We start from the raw sequence: 26,205 nt of genomic DNA on the forward strand, positions 1-26,205 counted from the left end.
CTTAACAGCAAACCACCTCAACATGTATGACTACATGACTCCATATGTTTCTATTGGAGAGTCTGAATCCATAGAAAAAATATTATTCTATACACCCATTCTGATATTTTTCACGGTCTTTCTTTCTATCGACAAAGACTCGTATGTTCTAATTCCACCCTCACCCATAGGTGATTGTGCCAAGAGACCAACCTTTATATTTTCTTTAACTGGTAAATTAAAGAATCTCATCATATAAAATATTTTACCATCTAATGAATAATGAAAAGCAAACGATTGACCCACTCGAGTTGCTTGCAACCAAACAAAATTTTGATCGATATTACAACCGTTAGCATCGTCAGAGTATTCATTTGTGACTACACTCACTACAGCACGTCTATTGAAGTCGGTGAGTTCGAAACAAGCTTTAGCCCAATGATTGAGATCTTGCATAATCATAATGGATGAAGAATCATAAGTACTTTTGAATTCTAGTGAAACTTTGACCTTCAAAATAAAATCTCCAGATATTTCTGTGTAATAGAATGGTGCATTATTAAGAGATTTAGGTGTAATACCCTGTTCTCCTATTACGCCATTATTATTAAAAAAATCACTATTTCTCGTTGCTAAAATTTCGATTTTTCCATCTGATTCTCTGAAACTACTCTCATTCAACCATTTGAAATCCATCGTACATAACCTCCATATATAATGATTGTCTAGAAATTTCTAGAAAAATAAATTGTTTTTATTATTCTAAGTTGGTCCATTTGACTTGCCTTTATATACTGCGGATAAAATCAAGCATCTGGGGAAGATTATTTTCAATATCATTTGTAGTTAAATCATACTCCGCACCATAACTTGCAAAAAATCCTTGATAGTTTGCTTCCATATATGAAAAAGAAACTTCAAACGGTACTAAAATCTCACTCAAAGCATATTTATACCTACCATTTTTCGAATAATTTTTTTCTTTAATACCAGCTGATACTAGTAAGGATACTTTATGATTTTTCATCTGATTATTTTTGCCATAAGCCCATCCCTCAACAAATACATCATCCAACCATTTTTTCATATTGGGTGGACAATTAAACCAATAAATCGGAAACTGTAAAACTAGTTTATCATGGCTTTTTATCATTTCTTGTTCCTTAACCACATCAAATTCATAGCTATTACCTAAATTATGAATTGTAAATTCATCTGGATATTTTTTAAGTTCTTCAATCCATCTTGCATTTACTTTTGATTCTTCAAGATTCTGATGTGCTATCACGACTAATGTTTTCATTTTTTTACCACCTTACAAATATTTAATTCACAATAAGTATATGATATAATCATCATCAGGTATAGTACGCAAATATATGTAAGATACTATCTTAAAGGAGAGTAAACATGTCAATAGGTTGTAGTAAAACTAATGAAAAAATTGATAATACGGGATTTGGCTACACATTGTCAATTATAGGTGGAAAACACAAAATTATAATATTATATTGGCTTTTTGAAAAGGAGATTTTGAGATATAATGAACTAAAAAGATGCATTGGCTCTATTTCCTTTAAGTCCCTAACGAATGCCCTAAAAGAGTTAGAGGAAAACGGGATAGTGATAAGAAATGAATACCCTCAAATACCTCCTAAAGTAGAGTATAGTCTTTCTGAAAAAGGAAGTACGTTAATTCCTATCTTAGATCAAATGTGTTCCTGGGGAGAGATAAATAAAAATGATTTCGTACAAATCTCAAATAATTGAGATTTGTACGAAATCTTTATGTTCCTTATATAGAAATTATGTTTGATTATTCAAAATTCAATATAATTTCAGAGCTCTATAATTCTTCCCCATTAGATTGAATGACACGTTTATACCAATAGAAGCTTTTCTTTTTCTTACGCATTAGTGTTCCATTCCCTTCGTTATCTTTATCAACGTAAACAAATCCGTAACGCTTCTCCATTTCACCAGAAGATACACTTACAAGATCGATACACCCCCATGCGGTGTATCCCATCAAATCTACCCCATCTTTAATTGCTTCTTTCATTTGCACAATATGATCCCTAATGTAATCAATTCGATAATCATCCTGAATCGATCCATCTTTTTCAATGTTATCAACTGCCCCCAGACCATTTTCAACAATCATCAGTGGAATCTGATATCTATCGTAGATCTCATTCAATGTATAGCACAAACCTTTAGGATCTACTTGCCATCCCCAATCAGTTGTTTCCAGGTAAGGATTTTTGATTCCCCCCATAATATTTCCACCAACTAACTCACCCTGAGGATTACTACTTACTAATAGAGACATATAGTAACTAAACGAATAGAAATCAACAGTCCCCTCTTTTAAAATTTGGTCATCTTCCGGCTTTGTTTTTAATGATATATTATTATCCTTCAGATATCGCAAACTTTATCCTGGATAGTATCCGCGAACTTGTACATCTGAACAAAACATGTTATTTATTTGTGTCGTTTTGTACTCATAGCTAACTTTGCTCGAATACGCTCCCTTATTTATGGTGACATCGGCTACTTTATCTGTCTTTCCTTTATTATCTTTTGTTGGCTTGTCTTTGTACTGATAACTGATGGTTCCCCCGCGCTCTTGAACCTTAGTGATTCGATTTGCATCGTCATATATTTTATCAGTTACTACTTGATTGAGATGGTCTGTAACCTTAGTTCGTCATTCAACCACTTAAATCCATCATGGATGATTTGCGTATGATCAAAAGCAAAAAGAGATTCCCAGTTTTCAGTGGAGGATCGTTCTTTTGACGTAACGTCTTGATAGAGTAATTTATCCTTATCAAACCTATACCAAAAAGCCTCAGAAGCATCATCTCCTGCATAAAGAGTCTTCATCTGCTGTAGAACAGTTATATAGACAGCAGAAACGGTCCATCCACGGGGATCCCGATTTTTATCTCCATATACACCTAATAAAGAAACTTCCTGCACTTCCACGCCCGTTTCTTCCGTTAACTCTCTGATAGCGGCCTTAATGATATTTTCTCCTTCGTTAACGAAGCCACCTGGCAAAGCGAACCGTCCTTTGAAAGGATGATTTTTTCTTTTGACAAGTAAAATGTATACTGCATCCGACGTGACATTGAATATCAAATCGTCAACAGTAAATGCTGGCTTTGGATATTGTGGTAATTCCTGCTTCTTATACCAGCTTAACCACTCTTCTTCGTTCATTTCCTCTTCTGATACTTTATTTGCCATGTGATTGTCTCCTTTTGCTTTGAGTTATCCGAAAGATTTAACGTTTTGATAGAAAGGCTTTTTGCTTAAATCAAAGATTGACATAACGCCTTTATAAATTTCAAAGACTCGTAAAACATTTCGGTCTTCTACAGAGGGATATATTTTTGCCATGTAAGGATTTTTCTCGAAAATTTCATCTAAATAGGTAGAGCCTATTTCATTTACTCTCCCTTGTAAGGTAATAGAAAACGATTCCATTGATGTTTCTCCTTCTATACCTGTGATGGAAACGACCGGGTTCATTTTTAGCTGTTTATAAAACGGCTTGGATATTGCAGTCAAAAAATACAGCTTCGTTTCTTTCACCAACATAATATCGATTACTCTGGTGACCGGATTTCCGTTTTCGTCTACTGTGGCGAACACGGTAGAATGAATCTCATTTTTTAAATAATTCAAATAATCTTCTGTCTTCATTTTTGAATGGTCCATGAATGCGCTCCTATCTAAAATGATCGATTTCTCTGATCGTTTCAACTATATTTCCTTGTAGAATAATCGTTTTATCCATGAGTTCATCTGGTATGCGTTGTGCTTGTAGGTTACAGACGATATAGGTCGACTGATTCGTTGCCCTCGTCATTTCTTGGAATGGATATTTTATAATGGAAGGCGTGTTGTTACCAATGCCGATCTCCCAAAAAACGATTTTAGTACCTAAATAATTTCCTAGAAATTCTTTGTATCGGTTAGCTGCGCTTTCCCAACCATCATCTTGTACAAAAAATTGATCTATCCGTAAATTGACCCGCATCGGTTGTCCACATTTGGGGCAATATGGTATGAGGTGCTTTGGAATTTTGAACTGACTCTGCTGATGGACCATTTGCATAATCAATGATTCATTCTCGTAAGTCTTGTTATGGCAGGCACGTGAACATTGAAATAACCCATAATCACCTTGTGTATAAAATAATCGTCTCTTATCAAAGCCCGTCTTTTGGAACTGGTGATCTACATTAGTAGTAATGACAAAGTAATTTTTTTCTTCTACCAAAGATAGAAGCTCTTTATATAGCGGCAAAGCCTCAGGCTGATATCGATTATGAAAAACATGTTTACTCCAATAACCCCAATACGTCTCTAATGAATCGAAGGGATAAAATCCGGCAGAATACATATCGGTTAGATGATAATGATCAATAAAGTCTCTGAAATATCTTTTGAACCGTTCACCAGAATAGGTTAACCCGGCAGCAGCAGAAAGGCCTGATCCAGCACCGATAACGATTGCCTCTGCTTCATTTATCTTTTGATAAACTTCCTGATAATTGTTGTAGTTTTTCATGGTACAACTCCTTATCAATGTCTTTAAACACATTGAAAATAATTTTTATAGGTGAATGAACACGCGTTACATATTCTTGCGTTGTTTTGATAGCGATCTCTGCAGCTAACTCATTGGGAAAACGAAATTCTCCTGTTGAGATACAACAAAAAGCGACGCTCTTCAATTGATACTCTTCGCAAAGCAACAAGACGCGACGATAACAGTCAGCCAATAAGGATACGTGTTCTTTAGTTACGGTATCTTTTATGATTGGCCCAACAGTATGTATCACTTTTTTTGCAGGCAAGTTATAGCCATCGGTGATTTTTGCATAGCCGGTTTCTTCCAAATGCCCTTGTGCATCCATGATTTCTTTGCATGCTAGTCTTAATTGAATACCTGCTGCAGAGTGGATCGCATTGTCGATGCACCTGTGTAATGGAACAAAACATCCTAGTAGCTGTGCGTTTGCAGCGTTTACGATGGCATCTACTTCCAACCTCGTGATATCTCCTTGCCAGAGATAAAGATTTTTTGTATACCGTTGCGCATCGTTTAGTGAAAAAATCTGATTTTCAGCTCTTTCTTCTAAAAGAAATTGATTTTGAATGTCAATAAAGTCCTTATGAATAGGTCGCGCTTCTCTTATATTTAATAAGCATCGCAATAAATCATTTTGTTCTTTCGGATCATCCGAGCTAGCATCTACTATTTTACTTAAGTGACTGTTTTCCTCTAATAAATAGTTAATCAGCCATTTCCTCTTTTCGCTATGGTTCATCGTCAACACCTTCTTTATAAAAATTTCCCGATTATTTTCGATAATCGGGAAATAGCAAGACTAATTTAACAACTCTTTGATTGCTTCTACGCGACTCGTCAAAGGTTTACCCAAAGCTTGTTCAAAGTCACTAGATGTCACATCTAATTGATTATTTTTAATATCATGTTGGAAAGACAAGAACATTTCTGCAACAGGTTGTGGTAAACCGCCTGCTGTCAAACTATCTACAAAGGTTTGATCATCAGATGAAACTACTTCGATTTCCTTCCCTGTTGCTTCTTTTAAAGCTGCTGCTAATTCAGCATAAGTAATAGGGCTGCCCGATAATTCAAGGATTTCAGGGTATTCTGTTCCTGCTAGTGCTTTTGCAGCAACCTCAGCATATTCGCGCTTCAAAGCCCAGCCGGTTTTGCCTTCTTTAGCTGCGTACACGAATTTCCCACTAGCTAAAGCACCGCCAATAATCGGCATTTCATTTTCTAAATACCAGTTATTACGTAAAAATGTATGCGCAATTCCCGCTTCTTTGATTTGTTTTTCAGTAAAGATGTGATCAGCAGCTAATGCACTTGTTGAGTGATCTGCATCAGCAAAACTTGTATAAGCAATGTACTGAACACCAGCGTCTTTGGCTGCCTTAACCACATTAGCATGTTCTTCTTGACGATTGCCTGGTGCGCCAGACACAAAAAGCAAGCGGTCAATGCCGTCAAAAGCGTTGCTCAACGAATTGATATCAGAATAATCCCCTACTCTTACATTGTAGCCTTTCTCTTTTAGTGCAGCTGCTTTTTCTTCAGATCGTACCAAAGCATAGATCTGGTCTTTAGAAACTAAATCTTTCAAGAATTCAAGTGCATATCCTCCAAAACCACCAGTAGCTCCTGTTACTAAATATGTCATATAAAACACTCCTTTTTAGTTCGTACATTTAGCTGTACAAATATAAGTTACACCTATATAATAAATAGTATGTTAAGATAAGTCAAGAAGAAAATCTAAAAAGGACTGAATTCTCTTGAAATATTCTATTCAACTCAGTGATGCAATTCATATTATGTGTTATATCGTCATCTATAAAGATACTAATATGCTCTCAAGTGAGATGATTGCTCAAAGTGTAGAAACTAATGCTGCAAATGTCAGAAAAATAATGGCAAACTTAAAAAAAACTGGACTGATTCGAACAACTACTGGGAAACCAAAGCCCTATTTAGCAAAAGACCCAAAAGATATTAGTCTACTTGATATATATAAAAGTATTCATGGAAACGCAAATCTCATTCAAGTCGATCCTAAGACGAATCCAGATTGCATTGTTGGTGCAAATATACAAGAAGTACTAGATGGTGCGTATAATGAGTTGCAAGTAACTGTCGAAGAAAAAATGGCGAAAATCAGTCTGTTCTCTCTGTTAACAAATATTGCAAGTTTAGAGGAAAGCAAACGACCGGAAAATAAATCCTTTCTTAATCCATTTTTAATAAAACCTAAAAGTCCCAATTGAGATGCTGATATCTCAATTGGGACTTTTAATTTTAAGCTAACTTCCATTTGTTAAAATATCTATTGAGTTCGACTATCCATAACAACCTTTATAGTACCTAACAAGTAAGAGGTTCAATTTAAGCTTTCCGTCAATCAAAAAACACAATGTACTTTATAAAATAAACAAAACTTCAATCTTTAGAATAGTATCTGTTAATACTTTAAAAACCTAGACCTACAATATTTCTCCATTTGACTTAATAACATTCTTATACCAATTAAATGATTTCTTTTTAAATCGTTTCTTTGTTCCATTGCCATCATCATCCTGATCAACATATATGAAACCATACCTCTTAGAAACTTGAGAGGTCGACGCACTGACAATATCAATACATCCCCAAGATGTATAGCCAAATAACTCGACGCCATCTTTGATAGCTTCTTTCATTTGAATGATATGCTTTCTTAAGTAATCAATACGATAATCATCATTGATTGTACCATCATCTTCCAATGTATCTATTGCGCCTAAACCATTTTCAGCAATAAATAAAGGCTTTTGATAACGGTCATACAACTGATTTAATGCGATACGTAAACCTTTAGGATCAATCTGCCACCCCCACTCGCTACTTTCCAAGTACGGATTCTTAATCCCCCCAGTAATTAGGTTCCCAACTGCTCCCTCGAGATTTTCGGGATGTGCGCTTATGGCACTAGACATATAATAGCTGAACGAAACATAATCGACAGGATACATTTTTAATATTTCCTCATCACCTGTTTCCACATTTAATTTAACACCTTTTTCTTCAAATAATCGTTTTGTATAGGCAGGATAATAACCTCTGGCTTGCACATCGCTGAAGAAAAGTGAAGTCCTTTGATCTTCTACTGTTTTCTGAACATCGTCAGGATTACAACTATATGGTACCAGTAATTGATAGCTGATCATACATCCAACTTGAGAACCTGGAATAATCTCGTGACATAACTTTGTTGCTAAAGCACTCGCCACGAATTGATGGTGGGCTCCTTGATATTTTGCTTGCTCCAAGTTTGGATGATTCTCCTCAATAATACCAATGCTCACATATGGATGATGCTTTACACAATTAATCTCGTTAAAGGTCATCCAATATTTTACTTTTTCTTTATATCTATTAAACACCGTCGTAGCGAAGCGAATAAAGAAGTCAATTACTTTTCGATCAGTCCAACCTTCATAATGAGTAACTAGATGTAACGGCATCTCATAATGTGATAGGGAGACAATCGGTTCAATGCCATATTTTATCAGCTCATCGAAAACTTTATCATAAAAAGCTAATCCGGCTTCATTCGGCTCCGTTTCATCACCATTCGGAAAAATTCTTGTCCAAGCAATAGACATTCGATAGCATTTAAAACCCATTTCTGAAAAAAGTTTAATATCCTCTTTATAGTGATAATAAAAATCAGTTCCATGTCTTTTTGGATAGTATTCCTTACTGTCGGGATCTTGTGCTTTTTCTACTTGCTCATGAGTCATCATTAACCATTGATCTGTCCATGTTTCTTTTGGCTTTGTGCTATCGAAAGTATATACATCGGAAACAGATAGTCCTTTACCTTCGACATCGAAGGCCCCTTCAACTTGATTTGCTGCTGTAGCTCCGCCCCACATGAAATTCTTTGGAAATGTCATCATATTACCTCCACTAATTATCGCTTTTATTTACATCGCTGGTAGACTTATATCTTTAAATTCGGCGCTATTTGTCACCACAATTATCACTGTAGTATCGTATCCTTCTTTTTTCATATTATCATTATTAAATCGAACTAGATCTTCACCAATATCCACTCGGTCACCTACTTGAACCAGCGTTTCAAAATATTTTCCGTTCAAATTTACTGTATCAATACCAATATGAATCAGAACCTCAGCCCCTTCATCACTTAAAATTCCAAGCGCATGCTTAGTTGGGAATACAGTAGTTATTTTTCCTTTTATCGGACTAGTCACAACCCCTTCTGAAGGGATAACGGCAAACCCATTTCCTAATGCACCACTAGAAAATGTCTCATCTTTCACAGAGTTTAAATCAATAATTTGTCCGTTTACTGGCTTAGTTAAAGAAAGTCTATTTTGAGAAATTGTTTCTTTTTCTTCTTCATCTTTGTATCCGAACATATATGTTAATCCACAAGAAACAACAATTGCTAAGAAATAACTTGCTACCAAAATGGGAAAACCTTTTCCAATATAGATAGGGAAAGTCAAGATACTTCGAGGTCCGATAGCAATTGCTCCTGCACCAACAGCTCCTACAATTGCTCCAAATACTCCGCCAACTGAACAGGCAATAATAAATGGACGTTTGTATTTTAAAGTTATTCCATAGACAGCAGGCTCTGTGATTCCAAATAAGGCACTGATAAAAGCAGATAAAGATAGACTTTTCATTTTCACATTCTTCGTTTTGAGGAGAACTCCCAATACTGCACCAGCTTGTGCGGCAACTGCCATGAAGCAAGCAGGACCCACAGTATCCCGTCCATAATAAGCCAGATTATTCGTCATGATTGGAACCATCCCCCAATGGAGACCAAACATCACTAACACTTGCCAAAGCCCCCCGATCACAGCTCCAGAGATTAATGGACTCAAAGAGTAAACTGCAGTGTATCCGTTAGCAATCATTTGGCTTGCATAATCTGAAATAGGACCAACTACAATTAATGTTAGCGGTACTAGAATCAAAATACAAAAGAATGGCGTCAATAAATTTTTAATACTTTCGTGTAGAATTTTCTTAAAGAATTTTTCGACGTAAGACAGTACCCAGACTGCAATAATTATAGGAATAACTGTACTCGTATATCTTGCTAGAATTAGAGGAATCCCCATGAAATTGACAGTCATTCCATCTGTAAAAGCTTGAATGACTGTTGGATAAACTAATGCTCCAGCAATTGCCATTGCGGTAAAACTATCAGTTTTGAATTTTTTTGCTGCTGTATAAGCAAGGAAGATAGGCAAGAAATAGAAGAAAGAATCTGCCGCTGCATTTAAAACAAGATAGGTTCCAGACTCTACGGAGATAACATCCAACGTAGTTAATAATGCCAAAAAACCTTTTATCAATCCTGTACCGGATAAAACACCCAATGTTGGTGCAAAGACACCAGCAATCATATTGATAAATGAGTTGAATATATTGTCTTTCTTAGTATCATTCTTAGTTGTACCATGAGAATCAGTCTCCATAAACTCACCTAAAGCTGCATAAACTTCGTTTACAGAATTACCTATTACAACTTGAAACATTCCACCTGATTCAACCACTGTAATGACGCCATCTAATTTTTCGACTGCTTTTTTATTTGCTATAGAATTATCTTTTAATGTAAATCTTAAACGAGTAGCGCAGTGATAAACATTGGATACGTTTTCATATCCACCAATATTCGCGATAATTTTTTTCGCTAATGAACGATAATCCATTTTGTTTCCTCCTTAAATTTGTTAAAAACTAATCATTGTTGCAAGATATCTTACAACCCAAATATATGGTAAAAATGGAGAAACAGCCATTCAAATAAATTCATTAATACTAGATAATTTTATTTAACGAAAAAAAAATCGTAAGTCTTTATTTAAAGACCTACGATTCTTAATTTTTAAAAAATGTACTCAGCGATTGTTTGAAAGAAGGTAAATATATTCTCAAACTCATCATTATACTGAGCAAAAATAATTCTTTTGATATCTCTATGATCGATTTTCAACCTATGCTTTAACTCATATTGTTTTATAAAAGTTTTCTCTCCAGAAAACAAGTTGCAGACGAAAAGTGTATTATCATTAATAGGGAAAGACGTATTAACTGGGTCTTTTATAAAAGTGAAAATTGGCTCTATACTTTTATCTTCCATAACAAACTTGTTCTCATTAGGAAAGTATTTTTTCAATAGATCAATTTTAAGCTGATTTTCCTTTTTCCAAAGAAGTTTCTGCATTCTAGTAGCAAGTTCTTTCTGCTCTTCTTTACTCATTAAACTAGGTAAATAGACAAAGTCTTCCATCCGAAAAAGTATTTCTTGTTCAGTAGACAAATGTATATCATATTCATAAAATGTCTCTGGATGTGTTTCAAATTGGTAGAGCGGTTCCGTCTGGATTGTACTGGTACAAAAATTGAGCATTTCATTTATTTTATAGTGTGTTGAATTGATCATACTTGTTGAGTGATTTGTTAATAGAAGGACCTTTACATTTCTTTTATATTTTCTAAGGGCATCTCCTAAGTATAAGACTAAATAAGAACTTTCTGCTAAATTGGGTAAAACTTCGAAAACTTCCGGAAAAATTTTACGTATTAGATATGCCTCTAATGGAAATTCATGGAGAGTTTTAGAAGCAAAATGATTAAGAATATTATTCCCTGATTCGATTCTATTTAGCATTGTTTTTATATGATTAACTATTGAATCTGTTCTAAAATTTATAGTTTCTTTGGGAATCCCAAGTGTAATTGCTATTTTGGTTTCAAACTGAGCTAATTTACTATATAAATCCTGATTGTTCGACATATCATAATCTAATTGATTGAGTTCAAGAAAATGTTTAACTAAAAAATATTTCTCTTCACTGCTAAATCGGTATCCAGTCTCTTTTTCTATTAGTTGAACAAATTTTTCTAGCTTATCCTGTTCATTGCATTTTATTTTATCAGAACAATCTATATTAAATCCAATCTCACTTCTGATTATAATAAATGTAATATACCTTCCAAAACGATAAAAATCTTCACCTGAAACAATGTACTGTTTTTCCAACAGGAAATTTTGTAGTAACTTTTTTATTTTTGGATAAAGATAATTAAATCTTTGAACTATATTTTGAGGAAGAAAGGCACTTTGTATTCTCAATTCATTGCTTACCAGAGACGCAAATATACGTTTTGAATCCTCTGTAGAAATAATTTTAACACCTTTATAACCAGAGATATCCAATTCAAGATGCGGTCTGCGATACAGCCATCTCTGTATAGTTCTGATCTCAAGTGAAATCGCAGTTTTTGAAAGAAAAAATACATCTGCTAATTTCTGCATGCTAACATAATCTGATTGAAACAGAAGAAAAATAATTAAATTGCTGGCTCTTTCATTCATAGAAGCATAAACCTTTTGAACGCCTACATGATTAGAGAGTTTTTTTTTCATCCCCTCTGTTAAATTTTCAAGTTTATAACCGAGTTGTTTGTTAGTGATTATATCAATCTCTAAATTTTCCATCAGTTCTTTTAATTCAATCTGTACGGTTCGTTTATTTGTTTGTATAAGATTTGCGATTTTCTCGCTAGAAATCCAATCTTGATAGTTCCTTAAATGAGTAATTATCTGAATTTGCCTTTCAGTAAGGTCCATTGATTATCATCCTTCTTTTTCATCAAACGTTGCATTCCAAGCTGCTATCAAAAACTGATTAATCAGTCCATATTTTTCTTCATCATTACTTATCGTCGTAAATTCACTGAACGCTGGTATTTGATAAGCTGAACAAATTTTTAAATACTGTTCTAAAAATTCGTCTAGTGGAGCATCTTTTGTTTTTGGATTATATCGATTCAACTTCTTAATACTTTCTTTGGCTTTAGGGCCATTCTGTTTTAGATTCCGACCAAATTTTTCTCCCGCCTCAGTAAATTGATTATATTTAGTATTTTTTTCTTCGTCGATCATGTGTTTTGCTGCCTCAAAGGGTAAAATTTTTGATCCAAAATCTTCTAATTCATATACGAACAACTTACTGCGAATATCCGATATAGAAAAACCGGAAATATATGCCAATTCATCAATTAACTGAATTGGCAAACTAGAGATCGACCGATCACGTTGTTTCCAAGAGGATAGTGTTCTTTGATTGATTAAGCTTTCCTCAGCAAATCTGTACACGGTCATTTTTAAATCTTCTTGAATAAAACGATATACGGGATACGTCATCTATTCGCCCCCAAATACAACTCTTCTAGTTCTTCTAAAATTTGACCGTCAACTTGATACTTGATATTATACGCTTCGAAAAACTCTATTAATTCTTGTGTTTCACGATCGTTCATGTTCGCATGATCAGGATATGTTTCGTATTTACTACCGGAAGGACACCAGAATCCTCCATCATCAAAGGGATCTTCCCAAACAAAGTGTTCAGTTATAACAACAGCGTGGTTATGGTACTCGCTTAGTACAGAGCCGACTAAGTTTATATCAACTGAATGATAGAACAAGCATCGCTTAGTAATCAATACTAATTTTTCTGTTTTTATTTTAGGCATATTATCTTCCTTTCATATTTTCATTTTGGTTCCGAGGTAGATCAATAGTCCTCACTTGATCAACTCGGAGCCTTTTTGATCGATATAATCTTTAAAAGACATCCTTTGTATTGTAGTAATCATGATCCAGTACTTTATCATCACTATCAAATAACACCAACTCTACTTTTTGAGGGTTTCCATCAATATTATAATGTGCTAATAGTTCATCTACACTATCAAAACCGAAATCGTCTAATGCTTGCTCACCATCTGCCAAATACCATTTTTTTCTTCCATTATATTTCCCCCTTAAATTTTTAAGTTCACATAATTATATATATTTTACTACATATGAATACCATTTAAAGACTACATTTGAGTATTTTTTTTCTTTATACTAAAAAGACCGTCCTCTTTGCACCCTTAAAAAAACTTTCTGACCTAATTTATTGGGCTAATGAAAGAGCTAATTGACAAGGAATAAAAAAAAGTCAAAAACCTTTAAGTTTCTGACCCCATCCAAGATTTTCCCTAATACTAATAATTCTGAATTTTAAATGAACAGTTAATTTTTTTCGAGATTATGAACATAAAAACAAAGCGGTTCTGTTGCAAAGTTTTAAATAAAGAATAAAATCCCTTACGGTATCTATGATTTAAGCTGGGATTCCCAATAATACCTTGATTTCAGTACAGACCGAAAACCCGAAGAGAGTTCCTTCTTTTCGGGTTTTCTTATATAATCCTCGAATGGCTTCCATGCCTTTAATCGTGGTAGAGGCAGTGCGTAAACTTCGATAGAATTTATTGCGTCTCTTTACTGGACGATGGTCTTGTTCAATCAAATTATTCAGGTATTTAATGGTACGATGTTCTGTCCCTTGATAAAAGCCGCCGTATTCTTTTAGTTTCTTAAAGGCACTTGTAATAGAGGGGGCTTTATCTGTGACTACAACCTTCGGTTCATCAAACTGCTTCACTAACCGCTTAAGAAAAGCATAGGCTGCTTGTGTGTCCCGTTTTTTACGTAACCAAATATCCAAGGTTAAACCATCTGCATCGATGGCTCGATACAAATAATGCCATTTTCCTTTAATTTTGATGTACGTTTCATCCATTTTCCATGAATAAAAGGATTTTTTATTTTTCTTTTTCCAAATTTGATAGAGTAGTTTGCCATATTCTTGCACCCAACGATAAATCGTCGTATGAGAAACGTTAATGCCACGATCATATAAGATTTCTTGAACTTCACGATAGCTAAGGTTATAACGAAGATAGTAGCCCACGGCTACAATAATCACATCCTGCTGAAATTGCTTTCCTTTAAAATGATTCATCGTCATTCCTCCTGCTATCTTTTTCTATTATTCTACCTTATTTGATAGTAGATTTAAAACTTTGCAACAGAACCGGACTGATGAATCAGAATTGATTCTTCAGCCCCATTTTTATTTTAGGTATTAAAAAACATATCGTTCTCTAGTATGATTAAATCACGACAAAATAAACAACTGAGAGGACGATATGCTATATGAATGATTCTATCAAAAAAATGCTGCGATTAATAGAGAAAGATTTGATGATTACAGAGGTCTCTTACGAGACCTTTCAGAAGAAAAAGACGTTGATCGTCGATGCTGTTTTCTCACCTGCTCCCCATACCTGTAGAAATTGTGGTTCTACTGTGGTAGATGGAAACGGGAAAGTAATTGTAGTGAAAAATGGGAAGAAGGAAACGATTGTCCGCTTTGAACAATACAATCACATGCCTTTGGTTATGCGCTTAAAAAAGCAGCGCTATACCTGTAAAAACTGTCGAACCCATTGGACGGCTCAAAGTTATTTTGTTCAACCCAGACATTCAATCGCGAATCATGTCAGATATAAAATTGCTTCTTTACTGACTGAAAAAGTATCTTTATCTTTTATTGCGAAAAATTGTCAGGTATCTTTGACCACCGTTATTCGTACGTTGAAAGAGTTTAAAAGCTACTTACCAAAGCAATCTAAGAGGATTCTCCCCAGAGTATTGATGGTTGATGAATTTCGTTCGCACGCTTCCATAGAAGATAAAATGAGCTTTATTTGCGCAGATGGCGAAACAGGACAATTAATTGATGTCTTGCCTACGCGTAAATTGCCTCGATTAACAAGCTATTTCTTAGGCTGCACTAATCCTGAAGAAGTAAAATTTTTAGTCACAGACATGAACGCCGCCTACTTCCAGCTTACCAAACGTATTCTGCCAAATGCGAAAGTAGTGATTGATCGGTTTCATATTATCAAACACATGAATCAAGCCTTTAATGAGTTGCGTATCCGTGAAATGAATGAACTTCGTAAAGTAGGACAGAAAAGTCAGGCAGAAAAACTGAAAAAGAACTGGCGCTTTTTGCTAAAAAATCGTGCAAACATCAACCATTATGAATACAAAACATGGAAAAGTTTTCGAGCACCAAAATACCCATTTCTTACGGAAGCGATGATGATTGATCGATTGCTTGGCTTTTCTACGTCCCTGAAGGAGGCGTATCCCTATTTTCATGAATTAGTTGAAGCCTTTCGAGACAAAGACCCTGACTTATTTTTCTCCTTATTGGCAGAACTTCCCGAAACGTTAGATGACGGCTTTCGGGAAAAGCTCCAAAACCTTCTGACCTATGAAGAAGGCATCACCAACGCGATGATCTATCCTTACACCAATGGAAAAATAGAAGCGAAGAATACCCATATAAAGACAATGAAACGAGTATCCTACGGATTTAAATCATTTGAGAACATGAGAATTAGAATCTTTTTGATCAATCAATTAATCAAAGTAAGATAACAAAAAATCTGAGCCAGAATGAGGTTCATTCTGACCCAGATTTGATTTTGTACAACCCATCAGTCCTTATTGACAAAGAGCCAAAAAAATCTGTCTTTTAAAATCGTCACGGCGACCCAAAATTAGTTCCAAGCAAAAAGTCCCGAAAATCCAAAAGTTTGAACAACAACTTTCGAATTTTCAGGACCTTTTACTTGGAGCTTTTCAGCTTCAATCTTTGTGGTAGGGTGGCCACATAATCGCCATTATGCGGCCTAATTTTTAATTAGCGACCTTTTTGAATGTCTACTAAGATTTTCGATTGTGATTTGTCTCTAGTCAAAAGACCAAAGCCTTCTTCCACAATTTCTTCTAATTCAATTTTTCTTGTAATCACTGGATCAACAGCTAATTGACCACTTGCAATCGCTTGAATTGTTTGGGCAAATGTCGTACGGGTATAGGCAATGGTCGAAGTGATTTTCACACCAGAGTTAATCAATTGCATTGGGTGCCAAGATATTTCATGAGCAAAAATAGACACAATGACCATCATGCCGCGTGCTTTCGTAACATCTATCGCTTGTTTGACTGTTACTTCAACGCCCGCAACTTCAAAAGCAACATCGACCCCACCGTTTGTCATCGCACGGATTTCCTCAACAACATTTACTTTTCCTGAATTCAATGTGACTGTCGCACCTAATTCTTTGGCTTTTTCTAAACGTTCTTCTGACAAATCACAAACGATAATATCCACCGCACCAGCAGCCTTGGCAGCAGCAGCCACTAAACATCCGATTGGGCCGGCTCCAAAAATAGCAACTTTGTCACCAAATTTTACGCCGCCTTCTTTACACGCTTGTACAGCAACCGCTGTTGGTTCAACTAAAGCTCCTTCTTCAAAAGACATTTCATCTGGCAATTTGTACACGTAATGTTCTGGAACGGTACAATATTCAGCGAAGCCGCCATCTCTTGCCAAGCCAATAAAGTTATAGCCATCATACAAATCAACTTCTTCAACTTTTGCTTCATTTGACATCGTAGGAAAAATAGCTACACGATCGCCAACTTTTACATCCTTCACTTGTGAACCAACTTCTTCAATCGTTCCAGAAAATTCATGCCCCATCGTTAAAGGCGCTTGACCTTTTGCAAATGGATCTGGTTGATCAACGGGAATAAAAATTGGTCCTTCTAAAAATTCATGTAAGTCTGAACCACAAATCCCAGTAAATGCTACTTTTACTCGAACTTCATCTGGTTCACACGCCTTTACTTCGACATCTTCTACACGGACATCTTTTTGTCCATACCATACTGCTGCTTTCATTTGACGTTCCTCCATGCATCATTCATTCATCACGTTTCCTTCAAAACATGTGAAGCACTTAGATAATGAGCAAAAAGCGTGCCAAAATTAAAACAGTTGATAAAATCGTACTTTCTTAGAAACACTGTAACAAATCGGAAAGTTTTATGAAACATCATGTTACAAAACGTATCACGATGTATCGTATGCTTCGAATGGAAAAGACAGAAAAACCAGAAGTTGCCTTTCCAACTTTTGATTTTTCTGTCTTTTCACTTATAGTAGAACTTCTGACACACGACCTTAAATACGAATAAACCTTTTAGAATACTAAACTATACGGATTTTCCAAGTAGAAAATGATGCGGCCTAAAAATTCTGCAGCTGGTGAACCGTCTAAGATTTGATGATCGAATGTCAAGCTTAATGGTAATTTCTTCAACTCAACTACTTCGCGATTTTCATCAAATGCTAATTGGCTTTGCATTGACCCAACACCTAAGATACCAATTTCTGGTGTATTGATGATTGGTGTGAAGTACTCTGCTCCACTCTTGCCAAGATTACTGATCGTAAAGGTCGAACCTGAATAATGCTTGCCAGCTAACGACCCATCACGAGCTTCGGTAATCCGACTATTTAAGGTCTTACCTAATTCAGTAAGCGTCATGCGATCAGCGTCTTCAAGGACTGGTACAACTAGGCCATCTGCAACGGCAACGGCCATTCCAAGATGAACTGCCTCTTGTTTTTCATAAGAACCATCTTGATACCAGGCATTCATATCTGGTGTTTCTTTCAAAGCCAAGATGACTGCTTTTGAAAGCAAGGTCGTAATACTTAATTGACCATCCTTCAATGGAACACTCGATTTAGATTGCAATTCTTTCTTGAATGCTAATAAATTCGTAATATCTGCTTTTTGTTGGATGGTTACTTGTGCTGTAGATTGTAAGCTATGCATCATACGTTCAGCGATTGTCTTACGCATACCTTTTAAGCCAGCTCCGACGGTTGAAGATGCGGCTGCAATAGTAGTCTCCACACTTGGTTGTTGACGCTGTACATCGCGTCGAGTAATTCGACCATTGCCACCTGAGCCATTAATTTGGGCAATATCAAATCCTTTTTCAGCAGCTAATTTGCGTGCTAATGGTGTAATAAAGATACGTTCACCTGCTTTTCTTTCGGGTGCCGCTTGTGCTTTTGGTTCCTCACTTGTTGCCTTATTTTCCTCTACTGGAGCAGAAGTAGGTTCAGCTGGTGAAGCCTCCCCGCTTACTTGTTCACCTGGCTCTCCGATATAGCCGATTGGCGCAGTACATTCCGCATCATCGCCTTCTGCTACCAAAATTTTAATCAATGTTCCATCTACTGACGATTCAATGTCGTAGCTTAGTTTTTCAGAACTAATTGTACATACAACTTCACCTTTACTAACGGCATCGCCTTCTTTTTTCGCCCAATTGTCGACGGTTCCTTCTGTCATTGTAAGCCCTAATTTAGGCATTGTAATTTCTGTTGCCATTCACTATCCACCTCCTCTTATTTCTTTAAGTCCGCGATTAATTCATTTGCAGTTTCTAATACACGGTCTGCATTTGGTAAGTATAATTGTTCTAAGTTTGTAGCAAATGGTACGGGTGTATTTGGTGCACAGACACATTTAATTGGTCCATCTAGATAATCAAATGCTTTGTCTCCGACGATAGATGCAATATCTGTCGCAGTATTATTATGGGGATTGGCTTCGTCAATCACGATTAAACGACCTGTCTTCTTCACTGACTGAATAATCGTTTCTTGATCCCACGGTGCTACAGTAACCAAGTCGATTACTTCTACAGAGATGCCATCTTTCGCTAATTTATCTGCCACTTCAAGAGCAACGTATAACATTTTTCCGATAGTCACAATGGTCAAATCCGTTCCTTCTTGTTTTACTTTTGCTTTTCCGATTTCAACAGTATAGTACTCTTCTGGCACTTCACCTTTTAAGCCATAAAGAGTCTTATCTTCAGAGAAAATAACAATGTTGTCATCTTCGATAGCAGCCGTTAGTAATCCTTTAGCATCATAAGGGTTAGAAGGGACAACTACTTTGACCGCTGGAATAGAGCCAAAAATGCCATAATATGATCCTGAGTGTTGAGCAGCGGCACTTGCGCCTGCACCATGGCACGTACGGACAGTCATCGGAATTTTCGCTTTTCCTCCAAACATATAGCGCATTTTAGAGCCTTGAGCTAAGATTGTGTCAAAACAAAAACCAATAAAATCATTAAACATCAATTCTGGGACTGGACGTAATCCTGTAGCAGCAGCACCAACTGCCGCTCCCATGTAGCCCATTTCTGAGATTGGTGTATCAATCACACGTTCGCGACCGAATTTAGGCATCAGACCTTTTGTGACACCAAACACGCCACCCCAAGCATCTTCATTTGACTCTTCTAAGTGAGGAACCTTTGCTCCTCCGGCAATATCTTCACCAAGTAAGATTACTCGATCGTCACGCTCCATTGATTGTTCTAATGCTTCGTTAATAGCTTTCATAAAAGTAATTTTTCTAGTCATGTTTCTTCTCTCCTTTTTCTCTGCTTAGTCTGCGAATACATCTTCATACAATGCTTCTGGGCGTGGAACTGGACTTTCTTCAGCAAATTTAATGGCATGCGCAATATCAGTAGTTGATTTTTCAGCAATTTCTTCTGCTTCTTTTTTCGTTAATAATTTTTTCGCAATTGCTTTTTCGATAAATTCTGGAATACAATCGCGGTCTTGGCGATTTTTTTCTTCACCATCTATATTTTTGTATTTTTGTTCGTCACCTTCAAAGTGCCCGTAATTACGATACGTTACACATTCAACCAGTGTTGGCCCTTCGCCTTTTCGTGCACGCTCGATTGCTTCCCCAGTAGCTTCATAGACTGCAAACAAGTCATCGCCATCCACTCTTACACCGGGAATGCCATATGCTGCTGCACGTTCGGCGATTGTTTTAGAACCGGATGAATACCATTGCGGTGTTGCTTCCGCAAATGAGTTATTTTCGTTAACAAAAATGACCGGTAATTTCCAAATCGACGCCATATTAATTCCTTCATGGAACGTCCCTTCATTCGCAGCGCCATCACCAAAGAAACATACCGCAACATCTTTTGTTTTTAGATATTTATTTCGTAAGCCCGCTCCGACAGCGATTGGGAAGCCGCCACCGACCATACCGTTAGCCCCAAGCATTCCTTTACCGACGTCGGCGATATGCATCGAGCCACCTTTTCCTTTATTTAAGCCTGTTTCTTTCCCATAAATTTCAGCCATCATGCCATCTAAGTCGCAACCTTTTGCGATACAATGTCCATGACCACGGTGCGTACTTGTAATATAATCATCATCTGTCAAATTCGCACAGACGCCTGTTGCAATTGCTTCTTCGCCAGCATATAAGTGAACGAATCCTGGAATTTCACCTGTCGTAAAAATATCATGCACTTGGTTTTCAAAATTACGGATATCGTACATTGTTTTTAGGATCCATTTTGCTTGATCTTTTGTCATTTTTGTCATTTTCTTTTCCTCCTTATTAACCATGAATTGCTCGTCCAAATAATGAATTGCTCGTCTCACCAATCACTTCAGAAAGCGTCGGATGGGCAAAAATCATTTCATCAAGCTCATCAATTGTTCCTTCTGCTTCTTTTACAGCTAAAATCGTATGAATCATCTCTGTTGCATGGCTTCCGACAATTACCGCTCCTAGAATTTGATGGTAGTGTTTTTCACTAATTATTTTGACAAATCCATCTGTTTCCATCGCTGCAATGGCTTTCCCATTTCCTGAAAAAGGCATCATCTTCACAACTACATCTTGATATTGGGCTTTCGCTTCTTCTTCAGATAGTCCAAAACTTGCTACTTCAGGACTAGTGTAAAGACAACGTGGGACAGATGTTTTATCCACTGGGAATCTCTCATTACCAAACATCGCCTCGACAGCGCGTATCCCTTCTTGACTGGCAACATGTGCCAATTGATAACCTCCGATGACATCGCCTATTGCATAGATACTTGGAATACTGGTCTGATACGTATTGTTTACGCGAACGAAACGGCTTGCTTCATCCAATTCAATCTCCAGTTGACTCGCTAAAGTCAAATCTGGTTTTCGCCCAGCAGCTACGAGTAAGCGATCATATGCCACAGCTTTCCCAGCTACGATGACTTCCTTATCGGTTACTTGGTCAATTTTTGCAGAAGTCGTAATGGCAATGCCCATTTTTGACAATTTCTTTTTGATGATTTTGCGCGCTTCTGGATCTTCCGTTAGTAAAATATCTTTGGCTACCTCTAATAACGTTACGTCTACGCCCAATGGTTTCATTGCAAATGCCAACTCCACTGCAATAATCCCACCACCGATAACGACAAGTTTTTTCGGTAATTCAGCCATAGAAAAGAACGTATCGGTCGTATTATAATGTGCGTGTTCAATCCCATTAATCGGTGGCACAAAAGGTTTTCCCCCTGTCGCCAATAAAATCTTTTCAGCATGCAATGCTTTCTCAGCTACCTCGACGCACGTCTTAGAAACTAACGCAGCCTCACCTTCGATGTAATCAATTTTATTACTCGAAAACAAATGCTGAATGCCCGATTGCAGTGTTTGAACGACGCCATTTTTTCGATCGACCATTTTTGAAAAGTCTATGGCATTGAGCGTAGTATCTACACCATGTTTTTTTCCTTCTTCCAATGATAAGAGCCAATGCGCATGTTGCAGATAGCTTTTCGAAGGTATACAGCCCACATTTAGACAGGTACCTCCTATTTTATTCTTTTCGACCACAGCTACTTTTTTGCCGAGTTGTGCAGCTTTAATCGCCGCAACATAGCCGCCCGGTCCAGCGCCAATGACAATTAAGTCATAGTTTGTCATGAATTGTCCCTCCTTATTGATTACGCTTTCAGTCTAGTAATAAGCAAGTTGCATGCCAACTTTTTTGTGAAACAAGAGAGAACATCTCTCCTTTCACAAATCCTTGCTATACGACTGATTTACGATGTTATACAACAAATCACTCCGGCCATATTTTTAATCTTGAAACACACACTTTGGAATCGCTTACCTTTTTGAGACACAATCGCAACAAAGATGTGATACAGTTTGTCTCATTAGCGAGTTTCTGAGACACAAAAAAAAGAGAAGTTTCCTTCTCTTTTTTTTTTTGCTTCAAACTATTTTTTTGCTAAAAAAACAAATTTCTTCTCAATTTGCTTTTTTTCACAAAAATTTACCAAGACAACTCGTATTTTTTTAGTTTGCGATACAGTGTTGCTCGTGAGATATTTAATGTTTCTGCTGTTTTTGTCATATTGAAATGGCTCGCTTCTAACGCTTCTTCAATCCGATGTTTTTCTGATTTTATTTTGCTAGTAAAGATAGGTTCGTAGGAATTGGTTGAACCCTGATTTAGGTAAATGCTACCTGTTTGAATTAAGGCGTTCAATTCATCCTCTGACGGTTCTGAATCAGAGTAAAATATCGCCACTCGCGATAGAAAATTATTGAACTCCCGGATGTTACCGTACCAAGGATATCCTTTGGCAACTTTTTCAATCTTCCACTTCCAATCAATTTCCCAATGATTGCTCACCATAAATCGGTCAACCAGTGGAGCAATATCCTCTAAGCGTTCTCTAAGAGGCGGAATGCGGACCGTACATACAAATAAGCGATAAAATAGATCTTCTCGGAACTTGCCTTCTAGGGCCAACTTCCGTAAATCCTTGTTACTTGCCGTAATTAAGCGAAAATCAGTCATGACCGGTTTTCCACTAATAGGGGTCACCATCTTGTCTTCTAATACACGAAGCAAAGATTGTTGCATCTTTTCCGGCATACTATCAATCTCATCTAAAAATAAGCTGCCGCCATTGGCTTGTGATAATTTTCCTTCAAACCCTTTCGCATTGGCGCCAGTAAACGCGCCTGGTGCATAGCCAAAAAGCTCACTTTCCAATAAATTCTCACTAATAGCCCCACAATTAATAGCAATCAAAGGGCCATTTTTTTGTGGACTATTTTGGTGAATGGTCTGCGATATTATTTCCTTTCCACTACCTGACTCGCCAAAAATATGAATTGGCACACTCGTTGTAGAGACCTTAATAACCTGATTCAAAAACTGTTGGTAACTCTTACTTCTAGAAGCTACACCTGGATAGGTCGGTGTGTTACCCTTTTCATTTTTCACTTGATACAATTTGTATTTGTAACCGATTAGTTGGCGATTACGCATAATACTTTCTTGATCATAAATCATTGCTGGACTAATGATTTTACGCATATCCTGCCCTATATGAAACTGATCTGCCATACTAGGCGGTACTTGAATAATGCGAAAATGCGCATCACAAAAAAGAACTTCTTCTAAAAAAGACTTTGCGTACTCTAATAAGTCATTTCGTCGTTGAATGTGCCGTTTCATCAGCTGATTGGATATTTTTTGCGTCAGCATCGTCAATAGTAAAAATGAATCCTTCGCCGTCGAGTTTTGATACGTTGATATATCTAGGACTCCGAGAATTTCATTGTTTTCATCAAGAATTGGTGATGCCGCACAACTCCATTTTCTTGATGCTGCCGAGTAATGTTCTTCCAAAGCAAGACACTCATCTTCTTTTGATCGCAAGGCCAGACCGATAGCATTCGTACCGACTTCTAACTCTGACCAATTACTTCCTTCACGAAAGGCAATCTCATTGGCAAAATCTCTTGCTTGATAATTTCCCGTTCGCCAAATGATATTTGCTTCATTATCGGTTAGAATAAATAGTTGATTTGTTAAGTGAAACTGTTTTTCAATGCTACTTAATTCCGCTTTAACAAGTTGGATGAGTTCTTGATTCTCTTGCTGCTTCGTTGTTAAGTCACTTGCAGTTAAAATTTTTGGTGGTTTGACTAAAAAAGGATCCACATGGTTTTGTAAACAGAATTGCCATGAATTAGCTATTTTTGATGGAAGCTGCGTTAGGACTCTCGTTTCTCCTTGTACAAACTGCTTCCAAATTTGTTTTTCCATCTAATCATCTCCTTTAATCCTTTACACTATTATACAACAAGATTGTGAAATAAAAAAAGGAAGTCTATCTGCCCTTAAATTCTGTCAATCGAGATGGATTCACTAAGCTTTTTTTTTTTTATTTCAGTCTAAAGTCTGTTTTTCCCCCTTCGTTTGTATCTTGGTTTCTTCATACAAGTAATCAGGTAAAAACATGGCAACGGTCGTTTTAACGACTAAAGCATAAATTTTTCGTTGCAAATCGTCCATTTTCGCTAATGCAGATTCGGTAGGTACTTGTTTTGTTGGGATAATGGCGTGGTGTTCCTGTACCTTACTACCGTCCACATAACGCTTTCTAGGCTCTGTTTGAACCATTTCAAGATCAAGTCCTAAAAAACCGCTATATTTGCCAAAATCCGCTTTTAAATAAGCAAATTCGTTCTCTGTAATAAATGGTGTATCTGTTCTTGGATAACTCAATAATTTTGCTTCATACAGTCCTTGCATAGCTTTTAAAGTTTGGCTCGCTGTCGCTTTATAAAGCTGATTGACTTTTGATTGCAAACTACTTAAAGAAAACAGACTCGGACTATTCGTTTTTTTCTCTTTGGTTTGAACATCAGCAATTATCCCCTCTTGATTGCCTATTTTAGCTTGTTTAGAAGAAACAAAAGCTAAAAGCTCCTCTTGGGTTTTAAAACGCTGTGTGGGGCTTAGAACGCCCTTAAATGACCCTTGGTTTACTTTTATACTAGCTTCCACCTCGAAAAAAGGTTCTTTTTTAAAATTCTCTATGGCTTCCTGGCGCTGAAAAATAAGGTATAAGGTGGGCGTTTGAACACGTCCTAGTGAAAATGTACCTTGTACGCCTTTCTGTTGTAAATTTAACGTATACAAAGGGCTTGCGTTCATGCCGATCAACCAATCGGCAATTTGGCGTGTTTGCGCTTCTTGATAAAAGGGATAGTAATTCATTCCTGGTTGCAAATTTTGAAAACCGCTTCGGATCACATCTTTTTCTAAGCTATTGATCCATAGTCTTTTAAATGTTTTATCTTTTGAAAAGGCATTTGCTTTATGGATAATCGACCAGGCGATATTTTCACCTTCTCTGTCGCTATCTGTTGCAACAATAATTGTATTTGCCTTTTTGAGAAGTTCTGCAACAATTTTAAACTGCTTTCCCTTATCTTTTGCAACTTCAAAATCGTATCGATCAGGAAAAATCGGCAAAGATTCAAGTTTCCAATTTTGCCACTTTTCGTCATAATGACCTGGTTCTGCTAATTCCACTAAATGCCCAAAACCAAAGGTGATAAACGTTTCATCTGTAAATAGTGGGTCTTTGATCTCAAAATAACCGTACTCATTAACTATCCCTCTTTTCTTTGTTTTTTCTTTGATCTACTGTCACGTTATATCTTGCTCGATACCTTCTAAACGTTCGGCGATTGATTCCAGTTTGTTCTTCAACTTCTTTATCAGATAAACCATTCAAAAACAAATCGAAAGCATGCTTTAAACGTGGATCATTTTTTTAAATTTCAGTTGCCGACCTTTGAATTTGCCTTTTTTCTTAGCAATTTCGATTTCCTGTGCCTGACGTTCCTTAATTTTTTTTCGTTCTGATTCTGCTTGATACTTGTACAATTCAATGACAAGGCTATTAATCAAACGCCTTAAATTTTCATCTTCAATACCATTCATTGAGGGTAAATTTAAGACTTCCAGGGTTGCCCCCTTAATTTGAATTTGATTCATCAATTTGTCATTTTTATATTTAATTGGCACAGTTTTTTCTAATTATGTGTCATATTCATAGTCAACTATAGCTACAAAAGCAACTAATTTTGGAGATAGATTGAGATATTTAAAAATCTATCAT

At 36.5% G+C, this 26,205-nt stretch carries 23 protein-coding genes and 3 pseudogenes; 3 read left to right on the forward strand and 23 right to left on the reverse strand.

Annotation, left to right across the window (positions count from 1 at the left end):
• Positions 1-87: 87 nt before the first annotated feature.
• A complete protein-coding gene (locus tag ECA1_RS13085) occupies positions 88-675 on the reverse strand; it encodes a DUF1349 domain-containing protein (protein ID WP_060792715.1) in 588 nt (195 codons plus the stop codon).
• Positions 676-766: 91 nt separating this feature from the next.
• Positions 767-1,282, reverse strand: a complete 516-nt coding sequence (locus ECA1_RS13090; protein WP_060792716.1) for an NAD(P)H-dependent oxidoreductase — start codon at positions 1,280-1,282, stop codon at positions 767-769.
• A gap of 107 nt (positions 1,283-1,389) precedes the next feature.
• Between ECA1_RS13090 and ECA1_RS13095 the strand changes: the two genes are divergently transcribed.
• Entirely contained in the window at positions 1,390-1,749 is a 360-nt protein-coding gene (locus ECA1_RS13095) for a winged helix-turn-helix transcriptional regulator (RefSeq protein ID WP_060792717.1), read from the forward strand.
• 76 nt (positions 1,750-1,825) lie between these two features.
• On the opposite strand, the pseudogene ECA1_RS13100 reads toward ECA1_RS13095, so the two are convergent.
• The 6 genes and pseudogenes from ECA1_RS13100 to ECA1_RS13125 form a co-directional block, all read right to left on the reverse strand.
• Positions 1,826-2,464, reverse strand: a pseudogene (locus ECA1_RS13100) (glycoside hydrolase family 1 protein); the annotation flags it as partial.
• A gap of 194 nt (positions 2,465-2,658) precedes the next feature.
• Complete coding sequence (locus ECA1_RS13105) at positions 2,659-3,237, reverse strand: NUDIX domain-containing protein (RefSeq protein ID WP_060792718.1); 579 nt, start codon at positions 3,235-3,237, stop codon at positions 2,659-2,661.
• Between the two features lie 24 nt (positions 3,238-3,261).
• Positions 3,262-3,711: a pyridoxamine 5'-phosphate oxidase family protein gene (locus tag ECA1_RS13110; protein WP_060792719.1), complete on the reverse strand. Its 450-nt coding sequence runs from the start codon at positions 3,709-3,711 to the stop codon at positions 3,262-3,264.
• 10 nt (positions 3,712-3,721) lie between these two features.
• Positions 3,722-4,567 carry an SIR2 family NAD-dependent protein deacylase gene (locus ECA1_RS13115; protein WP_081091748.1) on the reverse strand — a complete coding sequence of 282 codons (846 nt, stop codon included), beginning with the start codon at positions 4,565-4,567 and terminating at the stop codon, positions 3,722-3,724.
• Positions 4,521-5,330, reverse strand: coding sequence for a protein-ADP-ribose hydrolase (locus ECA1_RS13120; protein WP_060792721.1), 810 nt, complete (start codon positions 5,328-5,330; stop codon positions 4,521-4,523). Before ECA1_RS13120 ends, ECA1_RS13115 begins: the two co-directional genes overlap by 47 nt.
• A 60-nt stretch (positions 5,331-5,390) precedes the next feature.
• A complete protein-coding gene (locus ECA1_RS13125; RefSeq protein ID WP_060792722.1) occupies positions 5,391-6,236 on the reverse strand; it encodes an SDR family oxidoreductase in 846 nt (281 codons plus the stop codon).
• A gap of 115 nt (positions 6,237-6,351) precedes the next feature.
• On the opposite strand from ECA1_RS13125, the gene ECA1_RS13130 reads away from it, so the two are divergent.
• Entirely contained in the window at positions 6,352-6,840 is a 489-nt protein-coding gene (locus ECA1_RS13130; RefSeq protein WP_060792723.1) for an Rrf2 family transcriptional regulator, read from the forward strand.
• Positions 6,841-7,056: 216 nt separating this feature from the next.
• Here ECA1_RS13130 and ECA1_RS13135 read toward each other — a convergent pair whose 3' ends face one another.
• The 7 genes from ECA1_RS13135 to ECA1_RS13160 form a co-directional block, all read right to left on the reverse strand.
• Positions 7,057-8,514, reverse strand: a complete 1,458-nt coding sequence (locus tag ECA1_RS13135) for a glycoside hydrolase family 1 protein (protein ID WP_060792724.1) — start codon at positions 8,512-8,514, stop codon at positions 7,057-7,059.
• A 27-nt stretch (positions 8,515-8,541) separates the two neighbouring features.
• Positions 8,542-10,314, reverse strand: a complete 1,773-nt coding sequence (locus ECA1_RS13140) for a beta-glucoside-specific PTS transporter subunit IIABC (protein ID WP_060792725.1) — start codon at positions 10,312-10,314, stop codon at positions 8,542-8,544.
• A 176-nt stretch (positions 10,315-10,490) separates the two neighbouring features.
• A complete protein-coding gene (locus ECA1_RS13145) occupies positions 10,491-12,239 on the reverse strand; it encodes a BglG family transcription antiterminator (protein WP_060792726.1) in 1,749 nt (582 codons plus the stop codon).
• 6 nt (positions 12,240-12,245) lie between these two features.
• Complete coding sequence (locus tag ECA1_RS13150; protein ID WP_060792727.1) at positions 12,246-12,815, reverse strand: hypothetical protein; 570 nt, start codon at positions 12,813-12,815, stop codon at positions 12,246-12,248.
• Positions 12,812-13,147 carry a hypothetical protein gene (locus ECA1_RS13155; RefSeq protein WP_236596034.1) on the reverse strand — a complete coding sequence of 112 codons (336 nt, stop codon included), beginning with the start codon at positions 13,145-13,147 and terminating at the stop codon, positions 12,812-12,814. The genes ECA1_RS13150 and ECA1_RS13155 overlap by 4 nt, the downstream gene beginning before the upstream one ends.
• Positions 13,148-13,238: 91 nt before the next feature.
• A complete protein-coding gene (locus tag ECA1_RS17490; RefSeq protein WP_155642947.1) occupies positions 13,239-13,406 on the reverse strand; it encodes a hypothetical protein in 168 nt (55 codons plus the stop codon).
• Between the two features lie 379 nt (positions 13,407-13,785).
• Positions 13,786-14,469, reverse strand: a complete 684-nt coding sequence (locus tag ECA1_RS13160; protein WP_002329884.1) for an IS6-like element IS1216 family transposase — start codon at positions 14,467-14,469, stop codon at positions 13,786-13,788.
• Positions 14,470-14,663: 194 nt separating this feature from the next.
• On the opposite strand from ECA1_RS13160, the gene ECA1_RS13165 reads away from it, so the two are divergent.
• On the forward strand, positions 14,664-15,959 hold the full coding sequence (locus ECA1_RS13165; protein WP_002326809.1) for an ISL3-like element ISEfa5 family transposase: 1,296 nt from the start codon (positions 14,664-14,666) through the stop codon (positions 15,957-15,959).
• A gap of 265 nt (positions 15,960-16,224) precedes the next feature.
• Here ECA1_RS13165 and ECA1_RS13170 read toward each other — a convergent pair whose 3' ends face one another.
• From ECA1_RS13170 to ECA1_RS13205, 8 genes and pseudogenes are all read right to left on the reverse strand, one after another.
• Entirely contained in the window at positions 16,225-17,274 is a 1,050-nt protein-coding gene (locus tag ECA1_RS13170) for a 2,3-butanediol dehydrogenase (protein WP_025188186.1), read from the reverse strand.
• A 301-nt stretch (positions 17,275-17,575) separates the two neighbouring features.
• Positions 17,576-18,781, reverse strand: coding sequence for a dihydrolipoamide acetyltransferase family protein (locus ECA1_RS13175; RefSeq protein WP_060792728.1), 1,206 nt, complete (start codon positions 18,779-18,781; stop codon positions 17,576-17,578).
• A gap of 17 nt (positions 18,782-18,798) precedes the next feature.
• Entirely contained in the window at positions 18,799-19,830 is a 1,032-nt protein-coding gene (locus tag ECA1_RS13180; protein WP_002405048.1) for an alpha-ketoacid dehydrogenase subunit beta, read from the reverse strand.
• A gap of 24 nt (positions 19,831-19,854) precedes the next feature.
• A complete protein-coding gene (locus ECA1_RS13185; RefSeq protein ID WP_010731441.1) occupies positions 19,855-20,823 on the reverse strand; it encodes a thiamine pyrophosphate-dependent dehydrogenase E1 component subunit alpha in 969 nt (322 codons plus the stop codon).
• A gap of 16 nt (positions 20,824-20,839) precedes the next feature.
• Entirely contained in the window at positions 20,840-22,192 is a 1,353-nt protein-coding gene (gene lpdA, locus ECA1_RS13190) for a dihydrolipoyl dehydrogenase (protein ID WP_060792729.1), read from the reverse strand.
• 355 nt (positions 22,193-22,547) lie between these two features.
• Positions 22,548-24,338: a sigma-54-dependent Fis family transcriptional regulator gene (locus ECA1_RS13195; RefSeq protein WP_010731439.1), complete on the reverse strand. Its 1,791-nt coding sequence runs from the start codon at positions 24,336-24,338 to the stop codon at positions 22,548-22,550.
• A gap of 147 nt (positions 24,339-24,485) precedes the next feature.
• Positions 24,486-25,724: pseudogene (locus ECA1_RS13200) on the reverse strand (DNA topoisomerase); the annotation flags it as partial.
• A pseudogene (locus ECA1_RS13205) lies at positions 25,690-26,087 on the reverse strand (recombinase family protein); the annotation flags it as partial. The pseudogenes ECA1_RS13200 and ECA1_RS13205, both read right to left, overlap by 35 nt.
• Positions 26,088-26,205: the final 118 nt, after the last annotated feature.

The organism is Enterococcus casseliflavus NBRC 100478, from assembly GCF_001544095.1.
Lineage (GTDB): Bacteria > Bacillota > Bacilli > Lactobacillales > Enterococcaceae > Enterococcus_D > Enterococcus_D casseliflavus.

Coding starts and splice junctions, on each gene's coding strand:
- ECA1_RS13170 (WP_025188186.1), bottom strand. CDS start 17,274: ATGAAAGCAGCAGTATGGTATGGACAAAAAGATGTCCGTGTAGAAGAT.
- ECA1_RS13155 (WP_236596034.1), bottom strand. CDS start 13,147: ATGCCTAAAATAAAAACAGAAAAATTAGTATTGATTACTAAGCGATGC.
- ECA1_RS13185 (WP_010731441.1), bottom strand. CDS start 20,823: ATGACAAAAATGACAAAAGATCAAGCAAAATGGATCCTAAAAACAATG.
- ECA1_RS13160 (WP_002329884.1), bottom strand. CDS start 14,469: ATGAATCATTTTAAAGGAAAGCAATTTCAGCAGGATGTGATTATTGTA.
- ECA1_RS13140 (WP_060792725.1), bottom strand. CDS start 10,314: ATGGATTATCGTTCATTAGCGAAAAAAATTATCGCGAATATTGGTGGA.
- ECA1_RS13150 (WP_060792727.1), bottom strand. CDS start 12,815: ATGACGTATCCCGTATATCGTTTTATTCAAGAAGATTTAAAAATGACC.
- ECA1_RS13105 (WP_060792718.1), bottom strand. CDS start 3,237: ATGGCAAATAAAGTATCAGAAGAGGAAATGAACGAAGAAGAGTGGTTA.
- ECA1_RS13145 (WP_060792726.1), bottom strand. CDS start 12,239: ATGGACCTTACTGAAAGGCAAATTCAGATAATTACTCATTTAAGGAAC.
- ECA1_RS13110 (WP_060792719.1), bottom strand. CDS start 3,711: ATGGACCATTCAAAAATGAAGACAGAAGATTATTTGAATTATTTAAAA.
- ECA1_RS13090 (WP_060792716.1), bottom strand. CDS start 1,282: ATGAAAACATTAGTCGTGATAGCACATCAGAATCTTGAAGAATCAAAA.
- lpdA (WP_060792729.1), bottom strand. CDS start 22,192: ATGACAAACTATGACTTAATTGTCATTGGCGCTGGACCGGGCGGCTAT.
- ECA1_RS13120 (WP_060792721.1), bottom strand. CDS start 5,330: ATGAACCATAGCGAAAAGAGGAAATGGCTGATTAACTATTTATTAGAG.
- ECA1_RS13115 (WP_081091748.1), bottom strand. CDS start 4,567: ATGAAAAACTACAACAATTATCAGGAAGTTTATCAAAAGATAAATGAA.
- ECA1_RS13095 (WP_060792717.1), top strand. CDS start 1,390: ATGTCAATAGGTTGTAGTAAAACTAATGAAAAAATTGATAATACGGGA.
- ECA1_RS13135 (WP_060792724.1), bottom strand. CDS start 8,514: ATGATGACATTTCCAAAGAATTTCATGTGGGGCGGAGCTACAGCAGCA.
- ECA1_RS13165 (WP_002326809.1), top strand. CDS start 14,664: ATGAATGATTCTATCAAAAAAATGCTGCGATTAATAGAGAAAGATTTG.
- ECA1_RS13180 (WP_002405048.1), bottom strand. CDS start 19,830: ATGACTAGAAAAATTACTTTTATGAAAGCTATTAACGAAGCATTAGAA.
- ECA1_RS13175 (WP_060792728.1), bottom strand. CDS start 18,781: ATGGCAACAGAAATTACAATGCCTAAATTAGGGCTTACAATGACAGAA.
- ECA1_RS13195 (WP_010731439.1), bottom strand. CDS start 24,338: ATGGAAAAACAAATTTGGAAGCAGTTTGTACAAGGAGAAACGAGAGTC.
- ECA1_RS13125 (WP_060792722.1), bottom strand. CDS start 6,236: ATGACATATTTAGTAACAGGAGCTACTGGTGGTTTTGGAGGATATGCA.
- ECA1_RS13085 (WP_060792715.1), bottom strand. CDS start 675: ATGGATTTCAAATGGTTGAATGAGAGTAGTTTCAGAGAATCAGATGGA.